The sequence below is a fragment of the Bradyrhizobium sp. USDA 326 genome (assembly GCF_049739485.1).
Classification (GTDB): Bacteria; Pseudomonadota; Alphaproteobacteria; order Rhizobiales; family Xanthobacteraceae; genus Bradyrhizobium.
In genome coordinates this window covers 978,941-1,002,816 of the sequence record NZ_JBMGQA010000001.1, presented here as the reverse complement: position 1 = coordinate 1,002,816, position 23,876 = coordinate 978,941, and the positions used below count along the sequence as shown (strand labels likewise).

The 23,876-nt window shown below is 65.4% G+C and carries 20 protein-coding genes and 2 pseudogenes; 13 read left to right on the top strand and 9 right to left on the bottom strand.

Annotated elements, in window-relative coordinates; genetic code table 11:
* Positions 1–10 precede the first annotated feature (10 nt).
* On the bottom strand, positions 11–589 hold the full coding sequence (locus tag ABIG06_RS04765) for a MarR family winged helix-turn-helix transcriptional regulator (RefSeq protein WP_124162937.1): 579 nt from the start codon (positions 587–589) through the stop codon (positions 11–13).
* Between the two features lie 679 nt (positions 590–1,268).
* Here ABIG06_RS04765 and ABIG06_RS04760 point away from each other — a divergent pair.
* Positions 1,269–1,772, top strand: a pseudogene (locus ABIG06_RS04760) (dienelactone hydrolase family protein).
* A gap of 56 nt (positions 1,773–1,828) precedes the next feature.
* Here the strand turns inward: ABIG06_RS04760 and ABIG06_RS04755 are convergent.
* Together ABIG06_RS04755 and ABIG06_RS04750 are read right to left on the bottom strand one after the other, a co-directional pair.
* Positions 1,829–2,585, bottom strand: a pseudogene (locus ABIG06_RS04755) (serine hydrolase domain-containing protein); the annotation flags it as partial.
* Between the two features lie 78 nt (positions 2,586–2,663).
* Positions 2,664–3,512: an SDR family oxidoreductase gene (locus ABIG06_RS04750; protein WP_124162936.1), complete on the bottom strand. Its 849-nt coding sequence runs from the start codon at positions 3,510–3,512 to the stop codon at positions 2,664–2,666.
* Positions 3,513–3,682: 170 nt separating this feature from the next.
* On the opposite strand from ABIG06_RS04750, the gene ABIG06_RS04745 reads away from it, so the two are divergent.
* A complete protein-coding gene (locus ABIG06_RS04745) occupies positions 3,683–4,438 on the top strand; it encodes an HAD family hydrolase (RefSeq protein WP_370140789.1) in 756 nt (251 codons plus the stop codon).
* 24 nt (positions 4,439–4,462) lie between these two features.
* On the opposite strand, the gene ABIG06_RS04740 is transcribed toward ABIG06_RS04745, so the two are convergent.
* On the bottom strand, positions 4,463–4,870 hold the full coding sequence (locus ABIG06_RS04740) for a nuclear transport factor 2 family protein (protein WP_370134637.1): 408 nt from the start codon (positions 4,868–4,870) through the stop codon (positions 4,463–4,465).
* 206 nt (positions 4,871–5,076) lie between these two features.
* Positions 5,077–6,015 carry a LysR family transcriptional regulator gene (locus ABIG06_RS04735; RefSeq protein WP_370134634.1) on the bottom strand — a complete coding sequence of 313 codons (939 nt, stop codon included), beginning with the start codon at positions 6,013–6,015 and terminating at the stop codon, positions 5,077–5,079.
* A 210-nt stretch (positions 6,016–6,225) separates the two neighbouring features.
* On the opposite strand from ABIG06_RS04735, the gene ABIG06_RS04730 reads away from it, so the two are divergent.
* The 11 genes from ABIG06_RS04730 (at position 6,226) to ABIG06_RS04680 (ending at position 18,055) form a co-directional block, all read left to right on the top strand.
* Complete coding sequence (locus tag ABIG06_RS04730) at positions 6,226–7,305, top strand: ABC transporter ATP-binding protein (protein WP_370134631.1); 1,080 nt, start codon at positions 6,226–6,228, stop codon at positions 7,303–7,305.
* A 35-nt stretch (positions 7,306–7,340) separates the two neighbouring features.
* Positions 7,341–8,057 carry an HAD family hydrolase gene (locus ABIG06_RS04725; protein WP_124162932.1) on the top strand — a complete coding sequence of 239 codons (717 nt, stop codon included), beginning with the start codon at positions 7,341–7,343 and terminating at the stop codon, positions 8,055–8,057.
* A gap of 16 nt (positions 8,058–8,073) precedes the next feature.
* Complete coding sequence (locus tag ABIG06_RS04720) at positions 8,074–9,381, top strand: NAD(P)/FAD-dependent oxidoreductase (RefSeq protein ID WP_370134628.1); 1,308 nt, start codon at positions 8,074–8,076, stop codon at positions 9,379–9,381.
* Positions 9,382–9,409: 28 nt separating this feature from the next.
* The gene (locus ABIG06_RS04715; RefSeq protein WP_370134626.1) at positions 9,410–10,468 is read left to right on the top strand and encodes an ABC transporter substrate-binding protein; all 1,059 of its coding nucleotides are present in this window, start codon (positions 9,410–9,412) and stop codon (positions 10,466–10,468) included.
* A gap of 253 nt (positions 10,469–10,721) precedes the next feature.
* Positions 10,722–11,534 (top strand): ABC transporter permease, encoded by an 813-nt coding sequence (locus tag ABIG06_RS04710; RefSeq protein WP_370140788.1) that lies wholly within the window; start codon positions 10,722–10,724, stop codon positions 11,532–11,534.
* The gene (locus ABIG06_RS04705) at positions 11,531–12,316 is read left to right on the top strand and encodes an ABC transporter permease (RefSeq protein WP_370134623.1); all 786 of its coding nucleotides are present in this window, start codon (positions 11,531–11,533) and stop codon (positions 12,314–12,316) included. Before ABIG06_RS04710 ends, ABIG06_RS04705 begins: the two co-directional genes overlap by 4 nt.
* A 233-nt stretch (positions 12,317–12,549) precedes the next feature.
* Positions 12,550–13,296, top strand: coding sequence for a metallophosphoesterase family protein (locus ABIG06_RS04700; protein WP_370140787.1), 747 nt, complete (start codon positions 12,550–12,552; stop codon positions 13,294–13,296).
* Between the two features lie 255 nt (positions 13,297–13,551).
* The gene (locus ABIG06_RS04695; protein ID WP_370134620.1) at positions 13,552–15,213 is read left to right on the top strand and encodes a thiamine pyrophosphate-binding protein; all 1,662 of its coding nucleotides are present in this window, start codon (positions 13,552–13,554) and stop codon (positions 15,211–15,213) included.
* Positions 15,214–15,217: 4 nt separating this feature from the next.
* A complete protein-coding gene (locus ABIG06_RS04690) occupies positions 15,218–16,483 on the top strand; it encodes an NAD(P)/FAD-dependent oxidoreductase (RefSeq protein WP_370134617.1) in 1,266 nt (421 codons plus the stop codon).
* 9 nt (positions 16,484–16,492) lie between these two features.
* Positions 16,493–17,236 carry an aspartate/glutamate racemase family protein gene (locus ABIG06_RS04685; protein ID WP_124162489.1) on the top strand — a complete coding sequence of 248 codons (744 nt, stop codon included), beginning with the start codon at positions 16,493–16,495 and terminating at the stop codon, positions 17,234–17,236.
* 39 nt (positions 17,237–17,275) lie between these two features.
* On the top strand, positions 17,276–18,055 hold the full coding sequence (locus ABIG06_RS04680) for an SDR family NAD(P)-dependent oxidoreductase (RefSeq protein ID WP_370134614.1): 780 nt from the start codon (positions 17,276–17,278) through the stop codon (positions 18,053–18,055).
* Positions 18,056–18,058: 3 nt separating this feature from the next.
* Here the strand turns inward: ABIG06_RS04680 and ABIG06_RS04675 are convergent, their stop codons facing one another.
* From ABIG06_RS04675 to ABIG06_RS04660, 4 genes are all read right to left on the bottom strand, one after another.
* Positions 18,059–18,853 (bottom strand): IclR family transcriptional regulator, encoded by a 795-nt coding sequence (locus ABIG06_RS04675; protein ID WP_370134611.1) that lies wholly within the window; start codon positions 18,851–18,853, stop codon positions 18,059–18,061.
* Between the two features lie 19 nt (positions 18,854–18,872).
* Entirely contained in the window at positions 18,873–20,606 is a 1,734-nt protein-coding gene (locus tag ABIG06_RS04670; RefSeq protein ID WP_370134609.1) for an FAD-dependent oxidoreductase, read from the bottom strand.
* A gap of 8 nt (positions 20,607–20,614) precedes the next feature.
* On the bottom strand, positions 20,615–21,814 hold the full coding sequence (locus ABIG06_RS04665; RefSeq protein WP_124162493.1) for an ABC transporter substrate-binding protein: 1,200 nt from the start codon (positions 21,812–21,814) through the stop codon (positions 20,615–20,617).
* Positions 21,815–22,054: 240 nt separating this feature from the next.
* On the bottom strand, positions 22,055–23,545 hold the full coding sequence (locus ABIG06_RS04660) for a hypothetical protein (RefSeq protein ID WP_370134606.1): 1,491 nt from the start codon (positions 23,543–23,545) through the stop codon (positions 22,055–22,057).
* Positions 23,546–23,876: the final 331 nt, after the last annotated feature.

Sequence of the window (23,876 nt, the reverse complement as noted above, 5' to 3'; positions counted from 1 at the left end):
GCGCCGTCGTCTATTGACGGTGATGCTCGAAGCTGGTGCATAGCAGATCGACCTCCGTCTCCGCGATCGGTGCGCGAAAGAGGCGGCAGCTGAACTCGACCGTCGTCTTGCTGTCCGTGGTGGTGCGATCTTCCCGCAGGAAGATGCATCGCTTGCAAACGTCGGTGTGATGCCGCTGCTCGGCTGCGTCGGACTGATCCAGCACGTGCCGGAACGTGTCGCGGAAGCGGATCTTGACGTCGTCGTCGAGAACGGCAATCGCTTCGACGAGAACGTTGACGGGGTCGCGCACGAGGAACTTCTTGCCCTGCTGGGTCACGCTCAACATCACCGACCGCTTGTCCGTGGCCGAGCGCTTTCGTTCGAGGTAGCCGAGCCGCTCGAGCTCGCCGATGATGAACGAGGCGGTGCCCCGTGTGGTGCCGACGTAGCTCGCCAGCGCCGAGGGCGTTCGGGAAAAGCGGTTGGCCCGGGAGAGAAAGCGCAGCGCCATCCATTCGCGGTCGCGCAAGCCGTGCTTGGTGCCTTCGAACCACAGGATTCGCGCGGCCTGCTCCAACAGTTCAATCGATTCGCGAGCCAAATTCATTTCAGTTCCAGGTCGTATAAGCGTTCATTCAATTGAGCTTTCGGTAGCGCAATCTGAGTGGACGAGAATGAAGCCCGCGAGCGCTCCTTCGTCCGTTGGCGGGCGGCGGATGGCTGGGGAAGAAGCCTTTCCGTTTCGGAGCGGAGATGGAACTTCCGACCGTGGAACTAGTGCGTCGCAAAGAAAGTTCGAGTAAATCGCGCAGCTCGGATCCTCGGAAAATTTCAATCAAATGACGACGGTTCGCCCGAGATTGGCGATGTTGTTCGTTGCGCGAGCAACATGATTTGTCGTTGCCGCCACGCCAGTGGCCATTTGTTGCGGCTGAGCATGTCTAGTGTGCGAACAGGGGCATTTTTCGCAATCTCTAGCGGCGTGGCCGGCCGGGAGAGAACCGACTTTTTCGGTTAATGGATGTTGCGACGCAATGCAGCTAGACGGTTAAGCCCGGCACACGCGCGATCCAGGGAATGTCAGGGTGTCGTTGGGCATTGGACAAGCCGCGCGGTTCAACGACAAAGCGTGCCGCCTTCATAGCTATGACCGGCAATATCCTGGAATTCGACGACTCGTGCGCGCAGGATGGTGATTTGCGTTTCGTCGGCAACTATTGGCGAATGCGTCGCCCCTGAGCGTAGCAGGCAGCAGGAAGGGATGGACCAATGAACTCGAAACTGTCATGACGTCCGACGTCGTCGGGCTGACCAAAAGTGCTCCGGTCTCACGTCGCGGATTCATGAGTGCCACCGCGGCCGTGTGGCGGCGGGCTACACGCTTGCGGCCGGGCCGGTGCGCGCCGAGGTGGTCACGACCGACACCAATGGTCTCGAAGCCGGCGATGCCAAGATCAAGGTCGGCTCCGAGGAGATGCCCGCCTATTTCGCCCGTCCGGCCAGCAATACCAGGGCGCCGGTGGCCGAAGAGCCCAATGCAGCTCGCGCCAGAGATGAAGGCGCCGGTGCTCGGCCTCTACGGCGGCGCCGATACCGGCATTCCCGTCGCCCAGGTCGAGCAGATGAAGGCAGCGCTCGAGCAGAACAAGAAGACGGCCGAGTTCAAGATCTATCCCGATGCGCCGCACGGTTTCCATGCCGACTATCGCGGCAGCTACCGCAAGGACGCCGCGGAAGATGCCTGGAAGCAGGCGCAGGCCTGGTTCAAGAACTACGGCGTGTTGAGCTGACGCACGGTTCAAGGGGCGGCCGGATCGGCCGTCCTTTTGATTTCGGCGCAGCAATCTCACTTCGTCATCGCGCCATAGACGATGTCCTGGACCTGCTCGCGGTAGTATTTCCTGAGCTCGCCGGGCGCGGCCGTCCCCACCACAACGGCGAGACGCTCCTTGGGATCGCAGAAGAACTGCGTTCCGTAGGCGCCGTTCCAGGTGAACTCGCCGGGATTGCCGGGGACCGACGACAATCCTTCGCTGGTCCGGACCGCAACCGAAAGGCCGAAGCCGAAGCCGCCGCGATGCGGCTCGACATTGGCCACCTTGTTCTTGATCTCGGGGCCGAGGTGATCGGATGTCATGTGGTGCACGGTCTTCGGACCGAGGATGCGCTGGCCGTCGAGCTCGCCGCCGTTGAGCAGCATCTGTCCGAAGCGGATGTAGTCGCCGACCGTCGCGAACGAGCAGGCGCCGCCACAATCGAACTTGGTCGGGGTGTCCAGGAGCCTGATGGCCTGCGGCTTGCCGGTGAGCGGATCGTTCGTGAACGGGTGGGCAAGGCGAGGGCGCTGCGCGTCGGTCGGGTGGAAGGTCGCATCCTTCATGCCGAGCGGCTGCCAGACATTGGCGGCGAGATAGTCGCCGAGCTTCTGCTCACTCACCTTCTCGACAACCGCGCCGAGCACGTCGATCGAGAAACCATATTCGAACTCGGTCGAGGGCTGATGCGCCAGCGGCAGCTTGGTGATGCGATCGATGAAGGCCTGGGTGTCGCCTTCGATCGCCAGCGCGATATTGCCGCGCCACCGGGCTCGACGAGTCCGCTCGATGCCTAGATCACGACCGCGCTGGGATGAAGTCAAGCGCGGGCGGGGCATGTCTGGGAAGCGCGGGAGTGCAGGAACGCTATCGTCCTTCGCCTGCCCGCCACAGCGCCTCGAGGCCCTGCCGATAGGTGGGGTAGGCCAGCGTGACGCCGAGCTCGCGCTTCAATTTCGCGTTGGAGACACGGGCGCTGCTGGCATAGAAGCTGCGGGCCATTGCCGACATCTCGGCGGTCGCGAACGCCTCTTCGGGCGGCGGCGCCATGCCCATCAGCTTCGCCGCATGGGCGATCACGTCCTGCGGCGGCGCGGGCTCGTCGTCGCAGACGTTCCAGATGCCGCCGCTCGCGTGACGAATAGCGGCCATAATCGCGCTCGCGATGTCCTCGACATGGATGCGATTGAAGACCTGTCCCGGCTTGACGATGCGCCTCGCCGTTCCCGCGCGCAGCGTCACGAGCGCGTTGCGGGCGGGACCGTAGATGCCCGCGAGCCGCAGGATGGCCGCATCGCCGCGCGCCGCGTCCGTCCAGGCCTGCTCCGCAGCAACGCGCATGCGCGTGCGGTCGAGGACGGCCTGAGGCGGCGTGCTCTCGTCGACCCATGCAGCGCCGTGATCACCATACACGCCGATGGTCGAGAGATAGACGACCTTGCGGCGGTCCCCTTCGAGTACGTCGCCGAACGCCGCGATCGCGGGATCGCCGGCGCTGCCGGGTGGGATCGACACCAGGAGGACATCGGCGTCGCGAAGCCGTTGAATCGTCTCGCGCGATGGACGGCTGCCGGAAAACGGATGCGCCTCCATGCTGCCGAGGTCGGCTCGCTGCGCGGGATCGCGCACGGTGCCGGCGACATGCGAGAAGCTGGCGCCGTGTTGGCGGACGAAGTGCCGGGCACTGTAGCCGAGGCCAAGGATGAAGAGCCGCATGCGTCTCCCGTGCAGGTCGGAGTTCCCGTTCGCGCCGTGGCGCTTTTCGCTCATAAGAGATTTTTGGGTCCGGCAAAAGATATTGCGATTTGTCTCGCCCGCCACGGCGGGCAATGCTCGCACGTCGCAGGCAGGTCGGGAGGGAAGCGTCGTTGGCGACCGGTTCGATCATGAAGGCTGAAGCGCCTGTGGCGACGCGATGTGAAGCCAGCGAGCTGATCCGGCGCGCGGCGGCGCTGGTCTTCGACGTCGACGGCACCCTGGCGGAGACCGAGGAACTGCATCGGCAAGCCTTCAACCACGCCTTCGTCCGCCACGGTCTCGACTGGCGGTGGGACCGTGCCGTCTACAAGGACCTGTTGCGCGTCACGGGCGGCAAGGAGCGCATGCGCGCCTACCACACGAGGCTGGGGGCCGCTCCGCCATTGTCGGACATCGAAATCGCAGAGCTGCATCGCATCAAGACCGTGCATTATGCCGAGCTGATCGAGACCGGCTGCTGCCCCTTGCGGCCCGGCGTGGTGGATCTGCTCAATGCGGCAAGGGCGCGCGGCCAGCGGCTTGCCATCGCGACCACCACCTCGCACGGCAACATCGATGCGCTGCTCTCGCAGGCTTTGGGAACGCGCTGGGCCGGGGATTTCGAGGCGATCGTCGCCGGCGATGATGTCAGGCGCAAGAAGCCTGCGCCGGACGTCTATATCGAGACCCTGGCGCGGCTGAAGCTGGGCGCGTCGGACTGCGTCGCGATCGAGGATTCCGCCAACGGCCTGGTCGCGGCCTCGCGTGCCGGCATCCCGGTTCTGATCACACGCAGCATGTTTTTTGGAGACGATGACTTCACGGCGGCGCAGGTCGTGCTGGACGATCTGTCGGAACTCGGTGCCGCCAAACAAGAAACTGAAAAACAACCCCATGCACAGTAGATCACACTCGCGTGATCGCCGTGTTCAGTGAACGCGGTGACTCGTCCTATCGTCCTCAGTCTGTTCGACAATCTGCGCGATCGGGCTCGACTGATGGTGCACCAGGCGCCAGTCGTCGCCGACGCGGCGAAAATGATTGGCGGCCGCCAAAGCGGTGCCGTCGACGATCTCGATGCAGAGCACCCGCGCGCTGTCGCCGTCGACGATGGCCTGCGGCTCGGCGCAGACGATCTGCGGCCGCTCCGGGTTTTGCAGGATATCGCGCCAGCTTCCGATCACGGTGGCGCGCCCGATGATGGCCGGCCAGCCGGGATGGATGCAGGAGATGGCGTCGTCATCCGCCCACATCCGCTGCATTTCCTCGAAATCGCCGGCCGAAAAGGCGGCGTAAAAGGCCGCGTTGGCGGCGATGACCTTGCTGTCCTTTGCCATGCCTCCCGGGTGGGGCAAGGACAGGCAAAAATCAAGCGCGACTTCCGTCGATTTTGGCCGCAGTGCAGCATTCAAAATGCGATCAAGCTGAGACGTCGTCTCCACCGCCCGGCGCGCACCGCCAGCGTGATGTCGCGACAGGTCTCCAGCCGGTCGCGGAATTGCGGGATCGTCCCTCCCTGCAGGTGGGAAGAGGGAGAAGCGCGTCAATAACACGCCGCCATCGCGCCGAGGTTCGGATAGAGACGGTCGATCGCGACGATCTCGCTCTTCATCTGCGCGATGATCCAGTCGCGGATCTCGGCGGCGATCGGACGCATTGGCCGGTTGCGCGGCGGCAGGAATTCGCAGATGCGGCGCGTGGTGGTGAGCGTGTCGGAGGCGGGTACCAGCGCGCCGGTCAGGAGCCAATGCGAAGCCACCGTCAGCCAGCCGAGCGCAATGCCCTGGCCGAGCAGCGCGGCCTGCACCACGACCGCATAGTCGGTGAAGCTCAGCGCTTTCGCCGCCCCGCGGCGTCCGGTGAGGAGTGATGCGTAATCCGCGGCCCAGTCTCCCGGCGTCTCTGCGAGGCGGATGATGGTGTTGCCTTCGGTGGGATCGCTCTCGCCGAGATAGCCGGGGCTGCACATCGGCAGCATGACTTCCTTCATCACCAGCGTGCCGCCGGAGGACGGCTCGTCGCGGTCGCGAAAGCGCATGCCCAGATCGACATTCTCCACCGGTCCGCGTAGTGCACCGGAGATGAGCTGGAAGCGCAGATCGACCTCGGGAAACTGCTTCTGCAGCTTGTCGATGCGCGGCATCAGCCAATGCGTGGTGAAGGCTGATGAGACCGATAGCGTCACTGTCTCGGTGCCCTTGCGGCGCCGCTCGATCTCGACGAGGCCGGTCTCGATGCTGCGAAAGCCTTCGAGCACGCGGCGATAGAGCAGCTCGCCTTCCTCTGTAAGTACCGCGCGTCCCGCTGTGCGGTCGAACAGGCGAACGCCGAGATGCTCCTCGAACTGACCGAGCATCCGGCTCACTGCCGGCTGCGTGACGTTCAGCTCTGCGGCAGCGGCTGTAAAACTGCCATTGCGCGCCGCTGCGTCGAAGACGAACAGGGCGTTACTGGAGGGCAGCATGCGGCGCAGCTCGGGCATAACATCATGTTATGCGGCCCGTAATAATTTGGCAATTGCCGGGTTTTGCCAAGTCTGTTGTCATCGGCATCACAGCCTAAAGACAGGGCTCGCGAGAGAAGATTAGGTGCACTGCACGCTTCAACCGTGGGTGCTCAATCACCCTGTCTATAAAGCAGGCTTATGGCGCGCAGTGAGGCACGCCGTTGCAGGGATGGGCGAGGTCGATCGTTGGACAAACGAGCGGAAAGTGTCGAGATCAGGTCCGCGAGCAAGGCGTATGGCGCCGTCCGCGCCCTCGACGACGTTTCCCTCAATGTCGGCGCCGGCGAGTTCGTCTCGTTGCTCGGTCCCTCCGGCTCGGGCAAGACCACTCTGCTCGGCATTCTCGGCGGCTTCATCCTGCCGTCGAGCGGATCGATTCTCTTCGGCGGCCGCGACGTCACCTACATGCCCCCGCACAAGCGCGACATCGGCGTGGTGTTCCAGAATTACGCGCTGTTCCCGCATATGAGCGTCGGCGAGAACGTCGCTTTTCCCTTGCGCGCCCGCCGTCTGCCGAAAGCAAGCTGGCCCGAGAAGGTGCGCGCGGCCCTCGGCATGGTCGGGCTCGCCGGCTACGAGGAGCGCGGCATCGCCCAGCTCTCCGGCGGCCAGCGTCAGCGCGTGGCGCTGGCGCGCGCCATGATCTTCGAGCCGCGCCTGATCCTGATGGACGAGCCGCTCTCCGCGCTCGACAAGCAGTTGCGCGAATCCATGCAGATCGAGCTGCGCGCGCTACACCGGCGCATCGGCGCCACCATCATCTACGTTACCCATGACCAGCGCGAGGCGCTGACCATGAGCGACCGGGTCGCCGTGATGAAGGACGGCCGGCTGATCCAGATCGACGAACCCGAGCGCCTGCACGACCATCCGGCAGATTCCTTCGTCGCCAGCTTCATCGGGGAGGCGACGATGCTGCCCGTTCGCCGTGTCGATGCGTCCAGCGTCGCGCTCGGCAATGCGCTGCTGCGCAGCGCCCGTGCCATTCCCGATGGCGATGCGCTGATGCTCGCCGTGCACAGCGAAAAGCTCCTGATCGACGACGGCGCGCAGGATGCCGCCTGCAACCGGCTGACCGGCACGGTCACCGACATCGTCTACCAGGGCGAGAGCCTGCGCATCTTCCTGGCGCTCGCTGACGGCATCGCGCTCAGCCTGCGCCAGCCGAGCTACCACCAGGCCTACAGCCGCATTCCGCCGCTCGGCGGCAGCCTCACCGTCACCCTTCACCCCGAGGACACCATCGTCGTGCCCCGGGCGGACTGAAACCAGCCTTGTTCAACCTGAGAGAAGAAACTGACATGTCGACCCAAGCCGCGTTCAGCAATTTCAAGGTTCTCACCTTCGACGTCGTCGGCACCTTAATCGATTTCGAGACCGGCGTCCTCGACGCGGTGCGCAAGATTTCCGGCAAGACGCCGGCCGAGCTCAGCGACGACCAGATTTTCGAGCCGTACAAGCGCGGCCGCGACAAGCACTATGGCCGCTCGAGCGAGGCGATGTTCCACGTCTATCGCCATCTCGCCAAAGAGCTCGGGCTGCCGGCTGACGATGCATCCTGCGATGTATTCCAGCTCTCGGTGCTGCGCTGGGGGCCATTCGCGGATTCGGTCGAGGCGCTGAAGCGCCTGCGGACGAAATTCCGCCTGGTGGCGATGACCAATGCCGACCGCGTTGCGCTGTCCTGTTACGCGCACGCGCTCGGCGATCCCTTCGACGACACGGTGTGTGCCGACGACACCGGTGTCGCCAAGCCGAATCCGGAATTCTTCGCCTACAACAGGGGGCGCCAGTCCGCTTTCGGCTACAAGCAGTCCGACATTTTGCACGTCGCGCAGAGCCAGTATCACGACATCGGGATCGCGCGGAAGCTCGGCTACCAGGTGTGCTGGATCGAGCGCCGCCAGGGCATTGCAGGCTTCGGCGGCACGCCGGCAGTGGAGACGCTGACCAAGCCGGACTTTCATTACCCGACGTTGAAGGCACTGGCGGACGCCGCCATCGGGCCCGCGGTCTAACGTTGTGAGCGCGAGCATGACACGGGACTGGAGCGCGCTGCCATCGGTTAACTCGCTGTGGGAAGCGACGGCCGAGCCAACGCGCGCGTTTCCCGTGCTGTCGGGCGAGCAGCAGGCCGATGTGGTGATCATCGGGGCGGGCTATACGGGACTCTCCGCCGCGCACCACATTGCCAAAGACGGCCTGTCGCCGGTCGTGCTGGAGGCCAACCGCCCCGGCTGGGGCGCGAGCGGGCGCAATGGCGGCGTGATCACCGCAAAGTTTCGCCTCTCGTTCCGCGAGATCGACGCCGCACATGGCCGCGCCATGGCCAAGCGCATGTACGACATCGCGCATGAATCGACCGACATGGTCGAGGAGCTGGTCTCGGAGTTCGGCATCACCAGTGCGAACCTCACGCGCACCGGCCAGGTCAAGGCGGCGCACAACGAGACGACGCTGAAGACCGCGATCGGCGAGGCCGATTGGATGACGCGCGAGATGGGGGCGGCCGAGGTCCGCATCCTCGACAAGCACGGTGTGCGGGACGAGACCGGCTCCGACATCTTTGTCGGCGGCGTGCTCAATCCCGGCTCGGGCGGCATCCATCCGTTGAATTATCTGCGTGGTCTGGCAAATGGCGTCGCGAGCCGCGGCGTTCCGATCTTCCAGGAATCACCCGTGGTGCGGCTGCGGAAGGAGAGCGGCGGTATCGTTGCCGAGACGCGGCAAGGTGTGGTGCGAGCCAAGCAGGCGATCATCGCCACCAACAGCTATTCCGATCTGACCGGTGCGACCGCGCACATGCAGCGCACGCTGATCCCGTTCCGCAGCGCCATGGTCGCGACCGGGCAGTTGCCGCGCAATCTCGCGGGCAAGCTGATGCCGACGGGGCGCACTTATACCGAGACCAAGCGCATGATGCGCTGGTTCCGCATGGTGGACAATCGGGTGATCTTTGGTGGTCGCGGCGCCTTCGGCAAGCAGGACTCGCAAGCCGCCTTCGACGCCCTGCGTAAGGCGATGGTCGGCATCTTCCCCGATCTCGCCGATATCCCGCTCGAATACAAATGGTCGGGCCTCGTCGGCATGACGCTCGACTCGGTGCCGCATATCGGCCGGCTCGACGACCGCACGCTGGTCTCGATGGGCTACAACGGCGCCGGCGTCGCGATGTCGAGCCTGATGGGCCGCTATCTCGCCGCCTTCGTGCGCGGCGAGACCCCGGAGGTCGGCCTGCTCGATGTCAGGCGCATGAAGCCCATTCCGTTCTATCCGCTGCGCGAGCCCGCGGTCCGCATGGTCGCCGGCTGGTACCAGTTTCTCGATGCGATCGGTCAGTGAGATTTCTTTGGCGATGGAGGAGGCGAGGATGACGACGAAACGGAATTCCGGATTTGGTTACGCCTTGTTGGGCGCTTCGATCAGTGCAGTCGCGCTCGGTACTGCAGCCAACGCCGCCGAGCAGATCACCTTCGTCTCGCAAGGCGGCGCCTATCAGCAGGCGCAGACAGTGGCGATCCTCGATCCTTCCGCCAAGAAGCTCGGCATCACCATCAACCAGGATTCCATCCCGGACGCCTGGCCCGCGATCAAGACGCAGGTCGGCAGCGGCAAGCCAATCTGGGACGTCGTGGACACCCCGACCGGCTATTGCCTGCGCGGCGGCGAGCAGGGCCTGATCGAGAAGCTCGACTTCTCGAAGATTCCGAACGCCGCAACGATGCCGGAGGCGTATCGCAGCCCATATTCGGTGTCCTACGAATTCTATTCCAGCGTGCTCGCCTACAGCCAGAAGACGTTCCCGAAGGACGCGCCGAACAGCTGGGTCGATTTCTGGGACGTCAAGAAATTCCCCGGCCGCCGCGCGCTGCGCAATCACCCGATCGCAACCCTCGAAGCCGCGTTGATGGCCGACGGCGTCGCACCCGACAAGCTCTACCCACTGGACGTCGACCGCGCGTTCAAGAAGCTGGAGGAGATCAAGCCGCACATCACGGTGTGGTGGACCTCGGGTGCGCAGTCGGCACAGCTGCTCAATGACGGCGAGGTCGATATGGAGATGGCCTGGAACGGCCGCGTCAGCGCCGTCGCCAAGGAGGGCGCGAAGGTCTCCTTCACCTACAACCAGGGCATCCTGCAGAGCACCTCGCTCTGCATCCTCAAGGGCGCGCCGAATCTCGCTACGGCGGTCAAGTTCATCAACGAGGCGGTTGATCCCGTGCACCAGGCTCACCTGCCGCTCAACATCGACTACGGGCCGGGCAATCCCAAGGCGTTCGAGACGGGCGTGATCAAGCCCGAGCGCGCCGCGCAGCTGCCGAGCGAACCGGCGAACGCGGCCAAGCAGGCGTTGATGTCCTACGCCTGGTGGTCCTCGCCCGCGGGCGAAGCCGCCGAGAAGCGCTGGGCGTCGTTCATGCAGAAGTAGGCGAGTTCGTGATGCGCGCAGGTCGTGCCAGAGCCGCCGCTGCGCTCCCTCCCCCGCCTGCGGGGGAGGGTTGGGGAGACGGTGTCTCGACGACGAAGACTCCCCAAGAGGACGGAACCCTCACCCGGATCGCTTTCGCGATCCGACCTCTCCCGCAAGCGGGAGAGGTGCAACAACTGACCTTGGCGAGGCGGAGTTGACGACATCAGTGCCAGATCCCTCCCAAAAGCACCAGCGCCGTGAGCACGGCCTGATGCTGGCATTGGTGTCGCCGGCGCTGCTGGTAATCCTGGCTCTAATCGTACTGCCGGTCGGCTGGCTGGCCTGGCAGTCGATCTATCATGACGGCTTCACGCTGGAGAACTATCGCCGTGTCTTCACCGAGGACATCTATTGGCGCAGCTTCGCGCTGACCTTCGCGATCAGCCTCGCCGTCACACTGATTGCGCTGCTGCTCGGCTATCCCCTGGCCTATCTCGCCAATTCGTTGCCGAAAGGGTGGAGCATTTTCATCCTGGCCTTGGTCGTGCTGCCGTTCTGGACCAGCGTGCTGGTTCGCGCCTATGCCTGGCTGGTGCTGCTTCAGCGCAGTGGCGTGATCAACCAGTTCCTGCGCCATCTCGAATTGATCTCCGAGCCGCTCGCGCTGGTCCACAACACCTTCGGCACGGTGGTTGCCACCGTGCACATCCTGTTGCCCTTCATGGTGCTGCCGCTCTATGCGACCATGCAGAAGATCCCGAACGATCTGATGCAGGCCGGCGCCAGCCTGGGCGCGAGCCCGTCGCTGACGTTCTTCCGGGTCTTCCTGCCGCTGTCGCTGCCGGGCGTGCTGGCAGGCTGCACCATGGTGTTCGTGCTCTGCCTCGGCTTCTATATCACACCGGAATTGCTCGGCGGCGGCCGTACCGTGATGGTGTCGATGCTGGTGAGCCGCAATGTCGAGCTCTACAACCAGTTCGGGGCCGCGAGCGCGGTCGCAGTGGTGCTGCTCCTCGGCGTGCTCGTGATCTTCTTCGCGGTCAGCCGCTTCATCTCGCTCGATCGCGTGCTGGGACAGAAATGATGCGCGCCTCGCCCGCCCGGATTGTCGTGTACGTGATCAGCGTGCTGGTGCTGGTCTATCTGATCCTTCCCGTGCTGATCATCGTGCCGATCTCGTTCTCCAGCGCGCGTTTCCTGACGTTCCCGCCGCCGTCCTTCTCGCTGCGCTGGTACGAGCAATATTTCTCAAATCCCGCCTGGATGCAGGCGACGCGGGTGACGCTGACGGTTGCATTCCTGACCGTCCTGATCGCGACGCCGTGCGGCGTTGCCGCCGCCTATGCCGTCAGCCAGTCCAGGCTGCGTATCATGCGCGTTATCCACATGGCGCTGCTTCTGCCGCTGGTGGTGCCGATCATCATCACCGCGGTCGGCATCTTCTTCGTCTATGCCCGGGTCGGTCTGGTCGCGACCCTGCCCGGCCTCGTGCTGGCGAATGTGATGCTGGGATTGCCTTACGTCGTCATCTCCGTGCTCGCGGGCCTGCAGAGCTTCGATCCGGCGCAGGAGATGGTGGCGCGCAGTCTCGGCATGAACCGCCTGCGCAGCTTCTTCGCGGTGACGCTGCCGCAGATCAAGTCCAGTGTCGTCGCCGGCGGCATCTTCGCTTTCATCTCGGCGATGGACGAGACGATCGTCGCGCTGTTCATCTCCGGCGGCCAGTACCAGCCGCTGACCAAGCGCATGTTCACCGCGCTGCGCGACGAGATCGACCCAACCATCGCCGCGATCTCGACGCTGATGACTGCGGCCTCCTTCATGCTGGTGCTGCTGGCGAGCACGCGGCAGACGCGGAGCGGGTGAAGATGGCGCCCGTCCGGGGATCCCGGCGTTCGGTTCGGCCGATCGCAGGCGAAGACGTCGGAGCGCGGTAGCAAATCGCTTGATCGCGGCGCGTTGATCGTGCCATGGTTCCGCCCGCGCCGATTTGATCCTCAGCTTGCGGGCGCTTCTACAAATGCAGCTAAAGAGAACCGCTAGCCCTGCATCGTCCCGCATTGCGTGAAATCGTCGGCCATCTCGACCGGGAGGGCCAGATGAAGTTTGCTGCGATCGCGGATGTGCACGGGAATCGACCGGCGCTGGATGCCGTCCTTGCGAACATTGCCGCGCTCGGTATCGACGACGTCGTGAATCTCGGGGACCACGTCAGCGGACCGCTCGAGGCGGCCAGAACTGCAGACCTGCTCATCGAGCGGGGTTTTCCCTCGGTGCGGGGCGATCAGGACCGAATCCTCCTGGAGCTCCGGCAGGCGGGCACTTCGGCGCGCAGCGACTTCCAGCAACTCGGGCGCAAGCATTTCGACTGGATGGCAAGCATGCCACCCACGCTGATGTACAGAGACCGGGTGTTCCTGTGCCATGCGTCGCCTGGGAACGACGCCGCCTTCTGGCTCGATCATATAGCCGGTGACGGCGGCGTGCGCGCCAGTCCGATCGAGGCGATCGAGTCCGAAGCCGAGGGGATCGCGGCCGAAATCATCCTGTGCGGGCACACTCATATTCCGAGGGTCGTTCGCCTGAGGGATGGACGGCTGGTCGTAAACCCCGGCAGCGTCGGGCTGCCCGGTTACGACGGGAAGTTGCCTGTCCCTTACGTGGTTGAGGTCGGCACGCCCCACGCGTGCTACGCCATATTGGAGCACGCCGGACGCGCCTGGACCGCGACGATCCGCTACGTGCCCTACGATAGCGCGGCCATGGCCGCGCTGGCGCGCAGCAGGGGCATGCTCACCTGGGCGAGCGCGATTGCAACCGGTTGGGTTCGGCCGGAGCGCCATTAGGCCGGCGCCGGTCAGAACCACCCCTGGTTCGCGCTGACGCCGCGGACCTTGAAGTCCTCCGGTATCTGCTCACGGATCTGCTCCAGGCGGCAGCGGCACGGGCCGTCGTGCAACGGGCAGGGACGGGCATGCCGCCCGCGCAGGGTGCAAAAAGCCTTTCGATCTTGCGCGTCCTGTCGGCCTGTCCTACGCCACGTCCGAACGAAATTCTTGCGAGGCGGTCAGGGGCATCGCCGAAGACTTGAGGGAGCCGACATGACCATTCGCAACACCCGTACCGGGGGCCAGATCCTGATCGATCAGCTCGTCGCCCAAGGCGTCGAGCGCGTCACCTGCGTGCCGGGCGAGAGCTATCTGGCGGCGCTCGATGCGCTGCATGACAGCGCGATCGACGTCGTGATCTGCCGGGCCGAAGGTGGCGCGGCGATGATGTCGGAGGCCTATGGCAAGCTCACGGGGCGGCCCGGAATCTGCTTCGTCACCCGCGGGCCCGGCGCGACCAATGCCAGTCACGGTGTCCACATCGCGATGCAGGATTCGACGCCGATGATCCTGTTCGTAGGCCAGGTCGACACCGGCATGCGGGAGCGCGAGGCGTTCCAGGAGCTCGACTACAAGGCGGTGTTCGGCTCCATGGCGAAATGGGCGGTCGAGATCGATCGCCCCGATCGCATTCCGGAGCTGGTCGCGCGCGCCTTTCGCGTCGCCATGCAGGGCCGCCCCGGCCCCGTGGTGATCGCGCTGCCGGAGAACATGCTGACCGAGACCGCAGCCGTTGCCGATGCCATGCGCATCGAGCCCGCCGTGAGCTGGCCGGCGCCTGCCGATATCGAACGCGTTGGTGCGATGCTTGCGAGCGCCAAGGCGCCGCTCGTCATTCTCGGCGGTTCGCGCTGGACGGATGAGGCGACCAAGAGCATTGCACGGTTTGCCGAGCGGTTCGACCTGCCGGTCGCGACCTCGTTCCGCCGGGCCTCGCTGATCGACGCCGACCATTCGCACTATGCCGGCGATCTCGGCATCGGGCCGAGCCCGGGCCTGAAGGCGCGCATCGAGGGCGCCGATGTCATTCTGCTCATCGGCGGCCGCATGTCGGAGATGCCGTCCTCGTCCTACACGCTGCTCGACATTCCGACCCCGCAGCAAAAGCTGATCCATGTGCATCCGGGCTCGGAAGAGCTCGGCCGCGTCTATCAGCCGGCGCTCGCGATCCAGGCGACGCCGGCTGCGTTCGCGGCGGCCGTCGAGACGCTGAAGCCCTCCGGCACGGTCGCCTGGAAGGGCGAGGCCGCCAAGGCGCACGCCGATTATCTCGCCTGGACCGGGAAGGCGCGCGAGCTGCCGGGCACGTTCCAGTACGGCCAGGTGATGACCTGGCTGCGCGACCGCCTGCCCAAGGACGCCATCGTCTGCAACGGCGCCGGCAATTATGCCGGCTGGATCCATCGCCATCACCGTTTCCACAGCTTCGCCGCCCAGCTCGCGCCGACCTCGGGCTCGATGGGCTACGGCGTGCCGGCGGGCGTGCTCGCCAAGCGGCAATATCCGGATCGCGTCGTCGTCGCGTTCGCCGGCGACGGCTGCTTCCTGATGAACGGCCAGGAATTTGCGACGGCCGTGCAGTATGACGCGCCGTTGATCGTGATCGTTGTCGACAATTCGCAATACGGCACCATTCGCATGCACCAGGAGCGCGACTATCCCGGCCGTGTCGTCGGCACCCAGCTCAAGAATCCGGATTTCGCGATGTACGCGAAGGCATTCGGTGGTCATGGCGAGCGCGTCGAGCGCACCGAAGAGTTCGCGCCGGCCTTCGAGCGCGCGCTCGCCTCGGGGAAGCCGGCGATCCTCCACTGCATCATCGATCCGCGCGCGATCTCGGTCGGCAAGGATTTTGTGCCCGCAGTGAAGGCTTAAGGCGATGCCGGCCGGCCGTCACGTCGCCATCATCGGTGCCGGTGCGATCGGCGTGATCAGCGCGATCGAGGCCCTGCGCGAGGGCCATCGCGTCACGCTGATCGATCCGGGCGAGCCCGGTGGCGAACAGGCGGCGAGCTACGGCAATGCCGGCTGGCTGTCGTCGCATTCGGTGATTCCTCCGGCCGAGCCGGGCATCTGGAGGAAGGTGCCGGGATATCTCTTGGACCCGCTCGGCCCGCTCGCGATCCGCTGGTCCTACTTGCCGAAGGCGTTGCCCTGGCTGGTCAAGTACCTGCTCTCGGGCTGGACCGCGGCGCGGGTCGAGACCACGGCGTTCGCGCTGCGCGATCTCCTGAAGGACGCGCCGTTGCTGCACCGGAAGCTCGCGGAAGAGGCCGGCGTCCCTGAATTGATCGAGCGCAACGGCGTGATGCATGTCTTTCCCTCGCGCGGCAATTTCGACAATGATCTCGGCTGGCGCCTGCGCAAGAAGGTCGGCGTCCAATGGCTGGAGCTCAATGCCGATGAGATGCGCCAGCGCGAGCCGGAGCTGCATCCGCGCTACACCTTTGGCGTGGTGGTGGAGGAGGCCGGGCGCTGCCGCGATCCCGGCGCCTATGTCGCCGCGCTCGCCGCGCATGCGCTGGCGAGCGGCGCCAGACAGGTGCGCGCCAAGGCGACGGGGCTCAAGCTCTCCGGCAACAAGCTCGTCGCCGTCATCACCGAGACCGGCGAGATCGCCTGCGATGCCGCTGTGATCGCCGCCGGCGCGAGGTCGAAGCAGCTCACCGCGTCGGTGGGCGATCCCCTGCCGCTCGAGACCGAGCGCGGCTATCATGTCGTGATCGAGAATCCGGAAGTCGGTCCCCGTAGCTCGATGATGGCGTCCGACGCCAAGATGGTGGTGAACTGGACCAACAAGGGCCTGCGCGCCGCCGGCACGGTGGAGTTTGCCGGTCTCGAAGCCGCACCGAACTGGAAGCGCGCCGAGATCCTGCGCAACCACCTCATCGGCATGTTCCCGAAATTGCCGAAGGACATTCCGGCCTCGCGCGTCAAGACCTGGTTCGGCCATCGCCCGAGCATGCCGGACGGACGTCCTTGCATCGGCTATGCGCGCGCCTCCCGCGACGTCGTCTATGCGTTCGGCCACGGCCATGTCGGCCTGGTCGGCTCGGCCCGCACCGGCCGTCTCGTCGCCCAGCTCGTGAGCGGCAAGGCGCCTGAGATTCCGCTCGGCCCCTTCGCGCCTGATCGTTTCCTCTGAGAGCGCACCATGACCTATTCTGCCAGCTCGACCTCCCGCATCGCCCGTGGTGGCAAGGCCATCTATGGCGCGCCCCTCGGCATCCTGATGCTGGAGGCGCGCTTCCCCCGGATTCCCGGCGACATGGGCAACGGCACGACCTGGCCGTTCCCAGTTCTGTATCGCGTGGTGAGCGGGGCTTCGCCGGAGAAGGTGGTGCTGAAGGGCGCGGCCGGCCTGTTGCCCGACTTCATCGACGCGGCCAAGGATCTGGTGCGGCTGGGCGCCGAGGCCATCACCACCAATTGCGGCTTCCTCTCGCTGTTCCAGAAGGAGATCGCGGCCGCCGTCGGCGTTCCCGTCGCGACCTCGTCATTGATGCAGGTGCCCTGGGTGCAGGCGACCTTGCCGCCGGGCAAGCGCGTCGGCCTCGTCACGGTATCGGGCGCGACCCTGACCCCGGCTCATCTCGAAGGCGCCGGCGTGCCGCTCGACACGCCGCTGGTCGGCACCGAGAACGGCAAGGAGTTTTTCCGTGTCCTGATCAAGGCCGAGAAGGATGACATGGACGTGGCGCAAGCCGAGCGCGACGTGGTCGAGGCTGGTAAAGAGCTCGTCGCAAGGAATCCGGATGTCGGCGCCATCGTGCTCGAATGCACCAACATGCCGCCTTATGCCGCAGCGCTTCAGGCCGAAGTCGGGCTGCCGGTCTACGACATCTATTCCATGATCACCTGGTTTCATGCTGGACTGCGCCCGCGCGTCTTTGCGTGAACGCGTCCGCGAGATCGTCACTAGTCCTGGAGCGAACCCATGAAACTATCCGGCAAGGTCGCCGCCATCACCGGTGCGGCGCGCGGTATCGGCAAGGCCTGCGCGAAGAGATTCCTGGACGATGGCGTCAAGGTCGTCATCTCCGATGTCGATGCAGACGGCCTCGCCGCGACGGCCGCCGAGCTCGGGCGGCCGGACGCCCTGCGCACTGTCGTTGGCAACGTCGCCAAGCGCGCGGACGTGGATCAGCTGGTCGCGACGGCCGTGAAGGAGTTCGGCCGGCTCGACATCATGGTCAACAATGCCGGTGTCGCCCGCAACCGCGACATTCTCGAGATTACCGAAGAGGAGTTCGACGAGATCATCGGCATCAACTTGAAAGGCGCATTCTTCGGCGTGCAGGCGGCCGCCAGGCAGATGATCGGGCAAGGCGGCGGCGGGGTCATCATCAACATGTCCTCGGTGAATGCGCTGCTGGCGATCCCGACGCTTGCGACCTACGCCATCTCCAAGGGCGGCATGAAGCAGCTCACCTCGGTCGCGGCTGTCGCGCTCGCGCCGCACAACATTCGCGTCGTCGCGGTCGGGCCGGGCACGATCCTGACCGACATGGTGGCCTCGTCCATCTACACCTCGGAAGATGCCCGCAGGACCGTGATGTCACGCACGCCGGCGGGCCGCGGCGGCGAGCCGAGCGAGGTGGCCTCGGTCGTGGCGTTCCTTGCCAGCGACGATGCGTCCTACATCACCGGGCAGACGATCTATCCGGACGGCGGCCGGCTGATCCTGAACTACACGGTGCCGGTGAAGGAGAAGTAGGGCTCACTCTGCCGCAACGGTGATCCCGTAACCCAGCCGCTTCGAGATGCCCCCCGCGCAGTCGCGCAGCGCGTGCGCGATCGGGCTGTCCCAGCGGGCATCGAAGGTGCCTTCCGGTCCCATCGCGGTGATGACCAGCGCGACATGGCCGGAATGATCGAACACCGGCGCGGAGAACGCGTTGACGCCGGGCAGGGGATCGCCGAGCGCACGGGCGAGGCCGTGCTTGCGGACTTCGGCGAGCATCTCGGTGAGCTTGGCGCCTTTCACGGCGCGCTTCGGATTGTAGCCGACGCCATGACGGTCGAGACCGCTTTCGAGCGCGGCGCTGATCGTCTTCTCCGGCAGGAACGCCGCAAACGCGCGGCCAGTCGCGGTCTCCAGCAGCGCCATCACCGAGCCGACGCGCATCACGATGTGCACCGGTTGGGCCGGCTCTTCGAGCTGCACCACGGTCGGGCCGTGCGTGCCCCAGACCGCGAGCGAGACCGCGTGTCCGATCTGGCTCGCCAGGCCCGCGATCTTCGGCCGCGCGATGCGCACGCCCGAGAGGCGACGCAGGCTGATCAGGCCGAGCTCGAGCGCCAGCGCGCCGATCTCGTAGCGGCCGGTGGTCTCGTCCTGCTCGATCAGGCCGATGCGGGAGAAGCTGGCGAGATAGGGATGCGCCTTGGCCGGCGTCATGCCGGCCTCGCGGGCAAGATCGCGCAGCATCATCGGCTCGCCGCATCTTGCGAGCGCGCGGAGCAATTCTCCGCCGACCTCGATCGACTGGATGCCGCGGCTTTCCCTCTTCATGCGCCTCCTGGCGGGTGGCCTACGCTGCGTCGCGCTTGGCGGCGCTGTCGGCAAGATGTCGTCCGGCAATGTAGCCGAAGGTCAGCGCCGGCCCAAGGGTGATGCCGGCGCCGGGATAATTGCCGCCCATGATGCTCGCCATGTCGTTGCCGGCGGCATAGAGGCCGGGAATCACGCGGCCTTCGGCGTCTAGCGCCCGCGCGTTCTCGTCGGTGACGATGCCGGCATAGGTGCCGAGATCGCCGATCACCATCTTGATGGCGTAGAACGGTCCGTTCTCGATCGGCGCGACGCAGGGGTTCGGGCCGTGCAGTGCGTCGCCCTGGTAGCGGTTATAGGCCTTCGAGCCCTTGCCGAAGGCGGCATCGTGACCCAGTGGAGCGGTCGCATTGAACTGCCTGACCGTTTCGGTGAACGCCTTGGCGTCGATCCCGGCTTTCGCCGCCAGCGCCTCCAGCGTGTCGCCGCGCATGAGATAGCCCGTCTTCAAATGATGGCCCAGCGGCATCGGGAAGGGCGGCACGCAGCCGAGGCCGTATTTGCGCAGCGTCTTGTGATCGCAGACGAGGAAGGCGGCGATCTCCTCGCCGGGCCTGGCCGCCTTGACCATGGCCTGGACGAAGTCGTGATAGGAATTGCCTTCATTGGCGAAACGCCTGCCGTCGCGCATCACCGCGATCACGCCGGGCTTGGCGCGGTCGATGAAATGCGGCATCACGCCCTTCGATCCGTCCTTGCGCGTGGTCAGCGACACCGGCACCCAGGCCGCCGCGTTCGGCAGGCGATCCTCGATGCGACCGCCAGCGCTTTCCGCCAGGCGCAGTCCATCCCCGGTGTTGCCGGTCGGCCCGGGTGAATAATGCTCATTGCCGGTCGGCGCGTGCGGAAACATTTTTCTGCGGCGTGCCACGTCGTGCGGGAAACCGCCGCAGGCGAGCACGACGCCCTGTCGGGCACGAACGCGCACCTCGCGCCCCTCGCGTGAAACGATTGCGCCGGTCACCGTGCCGTTCTCGACCGTCAGCTCGCGCACCGGCGAGGACAGCCACATCGGAATCTTCAGGTCGAGCGCAGATTTTGCCAGGCGCCCGGCGAGCGCGTTGCCGTTGGTGAGCGTCATGCCGCGGCCGTAGCGCAGCACGTCCATCAGATGCCGCGACAGCCGCTTGGCGACATAAGCGGCTGAGGTCAGCGACTTCGTCACCCGCATGAAATGGATGATCTCCTTGCCGGAGCCCAGCATCATGCCGAACACGGTGAGCTCCGGCAGCGGCATGCCCAAGGACTTGATCAGGTCGCCGAGCTCGCGGCCGTCGAACGGGCGTGTCACCATGGAGCGACCGCCCTGGGCGCCGCCGGGGGCCTCGGCGTGATAGTCCGGAAACACCAGCGGCATGTCGAAGCGCAGCGCGGTCTTGGAGGTGAAGAAATCGACCGCCTCGGGACCGGCGCTCAGGAAAGCATCGACGCGTGCCGCGTCGTAATTGTTGCCGGCCTCGTGCCGCAGATAGGTGCGGGCCTGCTCCGGCGTTTCCTCGATGCCGTAGGCCTTCGCCAGCGAGGTGCCGGGAATCCAGAGCCAGCCGCCGGAGCGGGCGGTGGTGCCGCCGAAGCGCGGCTCCTTTTCCACAATCAGCACGTCCAGGCCGCGATAGCGCGCGGTGATCGCGGCCGACATGCCGGAGCAACCCGATCCGGCCACGAGCACATCGCACTCGTAAGTCTCAATTGCGCTATGCTCGCTGCCGGTCATGTCTCACCTCACTTCTTCAGGAGCGGACATTTGGACTCGGAGACCGGGCGGAAGGCGTCTTCGCCCTTCACGGTCTTGACGATCTCCAGGTAGTCCCACGGCTCCTTCGATTGCTCGGGCGTCTTCACCTTGGCGAGATACATGTCGCGGATGACGCGGCCGTCCTCGCGCAGTTTGCCACCATGGACGAAGATATCCTCGATCGGCAGCTCGCGCATCTTGGCCATCACCTTGGCGGAATCGTCGGTGCCGGCGGCCTTGATTGCCTTCAGGTAATGCAGCACCGAACCGTAGACGCCGGTCTGGATCATGGTCGGCATCACCTTGGTGCGCTCGTAGAACTTCTTCGACCAGGCGCGGGTGGCCTCGTTCATGGCCCAGTAGGACGCCGTGGTCATGTAGGTGCCCTGCGCAGCTTTCAGACCGATCGCGTGTACGTCGGTGTCGAACATCAGAAGGCCGACCAGCTTCTGGCCGCCCTGGACGAGGCCGAACTCGCCGGACTGCTTGATGGCATTGTCGGTGTCCTGGCCTGCATTGGCGAAGGCGACAACGTCGGATTTCGAGCTCTGCGCCTGGAGCGCGAAGGAGGAGAAGTCGGCGGTGTTGGTCGGATGCTTCACGCCGCCGAGCACCTTGCCGCCCATCTCGTTGATGAAGCGCGTGGCGTCCTTCTCGAGCTGCTGGCCGAAAGCATAGTCGGCGGTGATGAAGTACCAGGACTTTCCGCCTTCCTTGATGACGGCCGAGGCCGTCACCTTCGACAGCGCGTAGGTGTCATAAGTGAAGTGCACGGTGTTCGGGCTGCACAGCTCGTCGGTCAGCGAGCTCGCGCCGGGACCGGACAGCAGCGCGACCTTGCCCCGCTCGCGCACCATGTTGTGCACGGCGATCGCGATGCCGGAATTGGGGATGTCGACGACGGCGTCGACCTTGCCGTTGTCGAACCAGCCGCGCACGATCTGCACGCCGACGTCGGTCTTCATCTGATGATCGGCGCCGATGATCTCGATCGGCTTGCCGAGCACGGTCGGCCCGAACTCCTCCACCGCCATCTTCGCGGCTTCGACGGAGCCCGGCCCGCTGTTGTCGCGGCCCCAGCTGGACAGATCCGTCAGCACGCCGATCCGCACCACATCGTCGGAGACTTGAGCAGAAGCAGCAGACGTCATGGCCGCGAGCATGGCGCAGGCCAGAAACCCCTTCATCGTCGTTCCCTCTCTTTCTTGGCCGCTTGGGGCGGCGGGTATTCTGCAGCCAATTAGATATTGACAAATGAGTTTGTCAATGACGAATGATTGGGTGAAAGGGCCGGTTCCTCCTTGGCGACAACAGGGACGCGGCTGCTTCGGCATCGTCATCACGAGCGAAGGGAAGCAATCCAGAATGTCTCCGCGGATGCACTCTTCGTCGCCGCGCTGGTGGCGCCGGAGACGGGGCGGGACTCGCTAGAGTGCTGAGCGTCGGGGCAAGCAAGCGGGATTTGCAGCGTTCGGAAACACCAGGAAGGTGATGGTCGTCGGCGCGAGCTGAACTGCTCCCGCTGGTGTTGCCCGTGCCTCGAGCCGGGGGAGCCGGCCATCGGCGGTCAGCGCGAGCCTCTTGCCATTCAACTGCACCATCGTGCCCTGCAACCGCGCCGCGTGCAGTGTGTACCGTTCGGCGGAATCCGAGAGCGTCAGCGCACGTGATGTGCGGCGCGAAGTGTTGATTGCGAGCAGCGACACCGCGCCTGCCATGGCCGGATGGCAATGCGCATAGAGATGGAGATCGCGCGGAGCAGCCCTGCCTGCGTCCAGTACGATCGTTCCCATCAGCCGGCGCCAGAGCAGCGCGGCCCAATAGCTCGGCCGCGGCCGGAACGTTGTTTCGTCGAGCAGGCCGTAATCGCTGGCGGCCAGCGTGTTGTGCATCACCACCTGGACGCCGGCCCGCGCCAGGCGTCCGAGCTGGTCGAGATAGCGGAACGTGTCGAGAAAGGTCTGGTCCCATCGGCTGCCGCCGCAGGCCGCATCAGCCGTCTCGGTCAGCCAGATCGGCTTGCCCGGCTCGAATGCGTCCCGCAGGGCCTGGTAGGTCCTGAGTGTCGCCTCCGGACGGGCCAGCCAATGTTCCGAGAGCGCCTGCGCCGGATCGTCGTGACCGCTACAGCGCGGCGAGATCGTGTTGTAATGGTGATAGGAGAAGCGATCGACGCCGGGACCGGATGCGGCAAGCAGCTCGCGCGTGGTGATGCCCGAGCCGGATCGGAATGGTGCATCGCCGACCGAGCCCGGGCCGAGGATTAGCGTGTCCGGCGCGGCGCGCCGCATCCAATCGCGGAAGACCTTGAAGTCGCGGCCATAGGCGATCGCATCATATCCTGCCGGTGTACCATTCTTTGCTGCGAGCGTCGGCTCGTTCATGAATTCGGCGGCGGCGATGCGACCGCCCAGCGCGCGCGTGGTGTCGATCAGCTGCTGTGCCTGATCCGGTCTCCACACACCAATGGCATCGCGGCTGCCGGGACTGATCGCAAAGGAGGTGACGATCTCCGCATCGACCGCGCGCGCGAACTCCACGACGCCGCGCCACTGCGCTCGGCTGAGCAGGGAGTTGAATCCCGGCGGCGGCTCTCCCGGCGTCTCGGCAAAGAACGTTGCATTGGCCCAGGTGCCGCTCACGCGCAGATAGGCCGGCGACAACGCCGCGGCGAGCAGGCGCAGGCGCGCATTGGCAAGATCGGTCGGTGGTCTCGCGCTGTAGCGATTCCGTTCGTCGAAGGCGCGTGCCGTGCGCGGGTAAGGCTTCCAGAACCGTCCGCCGGTGACCTCCACCATCTCGATGTTGTAGGATTGAAAGCGCACGTCGATCGTTCCGATCGCTTTCAGTCCGGCAGGTGAGATGGCGTCGGCGTGCGCAGCACACGCCGTTGCGGCGGCGAGCAGGGCGATCGTCATCGCGACTGCCGCACGACCGGCTGGACGCGGTCGGGACCCTGGCCTGTCGCTTGCTGCCGCCTGGTTCATGCGCGATGCCCGGGCCAGATGCACAAGAGGCAATCTGGCCTTGCCTGTAACCACAATTCCATCTCCATTTTACCTCGCCGTGCCGCCGAGAGCTTCGGGGCTCCCCCCATTGGCGGGCCCGGGAGCTGGCTTCCGCAGGAGCGAAGGGGGACGGCCCGGCGGCCGACCAAATGGATCGGGACGAAAAAAAATCTTCCAGCCCCCCTTGAAGCCGGTTTCCGGCTTTCTAAGTCGTTTTTCGCCGCGAGAGCGGTGTGCCGGA

What these genes read in the sequence shown, in the direction of transcription:
- ABIG06_RS04710 (WP_370140788.1), top strand. Translation starts at nt 10,722, where the DNA reads ATGCTGGCATTGGTGTCGCCGGCGCTGCTGGTAATCCTGGCTCTAATC.
- ABIG06_RS04665 (WP_124162493.1), bottom strand. Translation starts at nt 21,814, where the DNA reads ATGAAGGGGTTTCTGGCCTGCGCCATGCTCGCGGCCATGACGTCTGCT.
- ABIG06_RS04725 (WP_124162932.1), top strand. Translation starts at nt 7,341, where the DNA reads ATGTCGACCCAAGCCGCGTTCAGCAATTTCAAGGTTCTCACCTTCGAC.
- ABIG06_RS04720 (WP_370134628.1), top strand. Translation starts at nt 8,074, where the DNA reads ATGACACGGGACTGGAGCGCGCTGCCATCGGTTAACTCGCTGTGGGAA.
- ABIG06_RS04735 (WP_370134634.1), bottom strand. Translation starts at nt 6,015, where the DNA reads ATGCCCGAGCTGCGCCGCATGCTGCCCTCCAGTAACGCCCTGTTCGTC.
- ABIG06_RS04740 (WP_370134637.1), bottom strand. Translation starts at nt 4,870, where the DNA reads ATGGCAAAGGACAGCAAGGTCATCGCCGCCAACGCGGCCTTTTACGCC.
- ABIG06_RS04705 (WP_370134623.1), top strand. Translation starts at nt 11,531, where the DNA reads ATGATGCGCGCCTCGCCCGCCCGGATTGTCGTGTACGTGATCAGCGTG.
- ABIG06_RS04680 (WP_370134614.1), top strand. Translation starts at nt 17,276, where the DNA reads ATGAAACTATCCGGCAAGGTCGCCGCCATCACCGGTGCGGCGCGCGGT.
- ABIG06_RS04700 (WP_370140787.1), top strand. Translation starts at nt 12,550, where the DNA reads ATGAAGTTTGCTGCGATCGCGGATGTGCACGGGAATCGACCGGCGCTG.
- ABIG06_RS04690 (WP_370134617.1), top strand. Translation starts at nt 15,218, where the DNA reads ATGCCGGCCGGCCGTCACGTCGCCATCATCGGTGCCGGTGCGATCGGC.
- ABIG06_RS04765 (WP_124162937.1), bottom strand. Translation starts at nt 589, where the DNA reads ATGAATTTGGCTCGCGAATCGATTGAACTGTTGGAGCAGGCCGCGCGA.
- ABIG06_RS04695 (WP_370134620.1), top strand. Translation starts at nt 13,552, where the DNA reads ATGACCATTCGCAACACCCGTACCGGGGGCCAGATCCTGATCGATCAG.
- ABIG06_RS04715 (WP_370134626.1), top strand. Translation starts at nt 9,410, where the DNA reads ATGACGACGAAACGGAATTCCGGATTTGGTTACGCCTTGTTGGGCGCT.
- ABIG06_RS04675 (WP_370134611.1), bottom strand. Translation starts at nt 18,853, where the DNA reads ATGAAGAGGGAAAGCCGCGGCATCCAGTCGATCGAGGTCGGCGGAGAA.
- ABIG06_RS04660 (WP_370134606.1), bottom strand. Translation starts at nt 23,545, where the DNA reads ATGACGATCGCCCTGCTCGCCGCCGCAACGGCGTGTGCTGCGCACGCC.
- ABIG06_RS04745 (WP_370140789.1), top strand. Translation starts at nt 3,683, where the DNA reads ATGAAGGCTGAAGCGCCTGTGGCGACGCGATGTGAAGCCAGCGAGCTG.
- ABIG06_RS04685 (WP_124162489.1), top strand. Translation starts at nt 16,493, where the DNA reads ATGACCTATTCTGCCAGCTCGACCTCCCGCATCGCCCGTGGTGGCAAG.
- ABIG06_RS04670 (WP_370134609.1), bottom strand. Translation starts at nt 20,606, where the DNA reads ATGACCGGCAGCGAGCATAGCGCAATTGAGACTTACGAGTGCGATGTG.
- ABIG06_RS04750 (WP_124162936.1), bottom strand. Translation starts at nt 3,512, where the DNA reads ATGCGGCTCTTCATCCTTGGCCTCGGCTACAGTGCCCGGCACTTCGTC.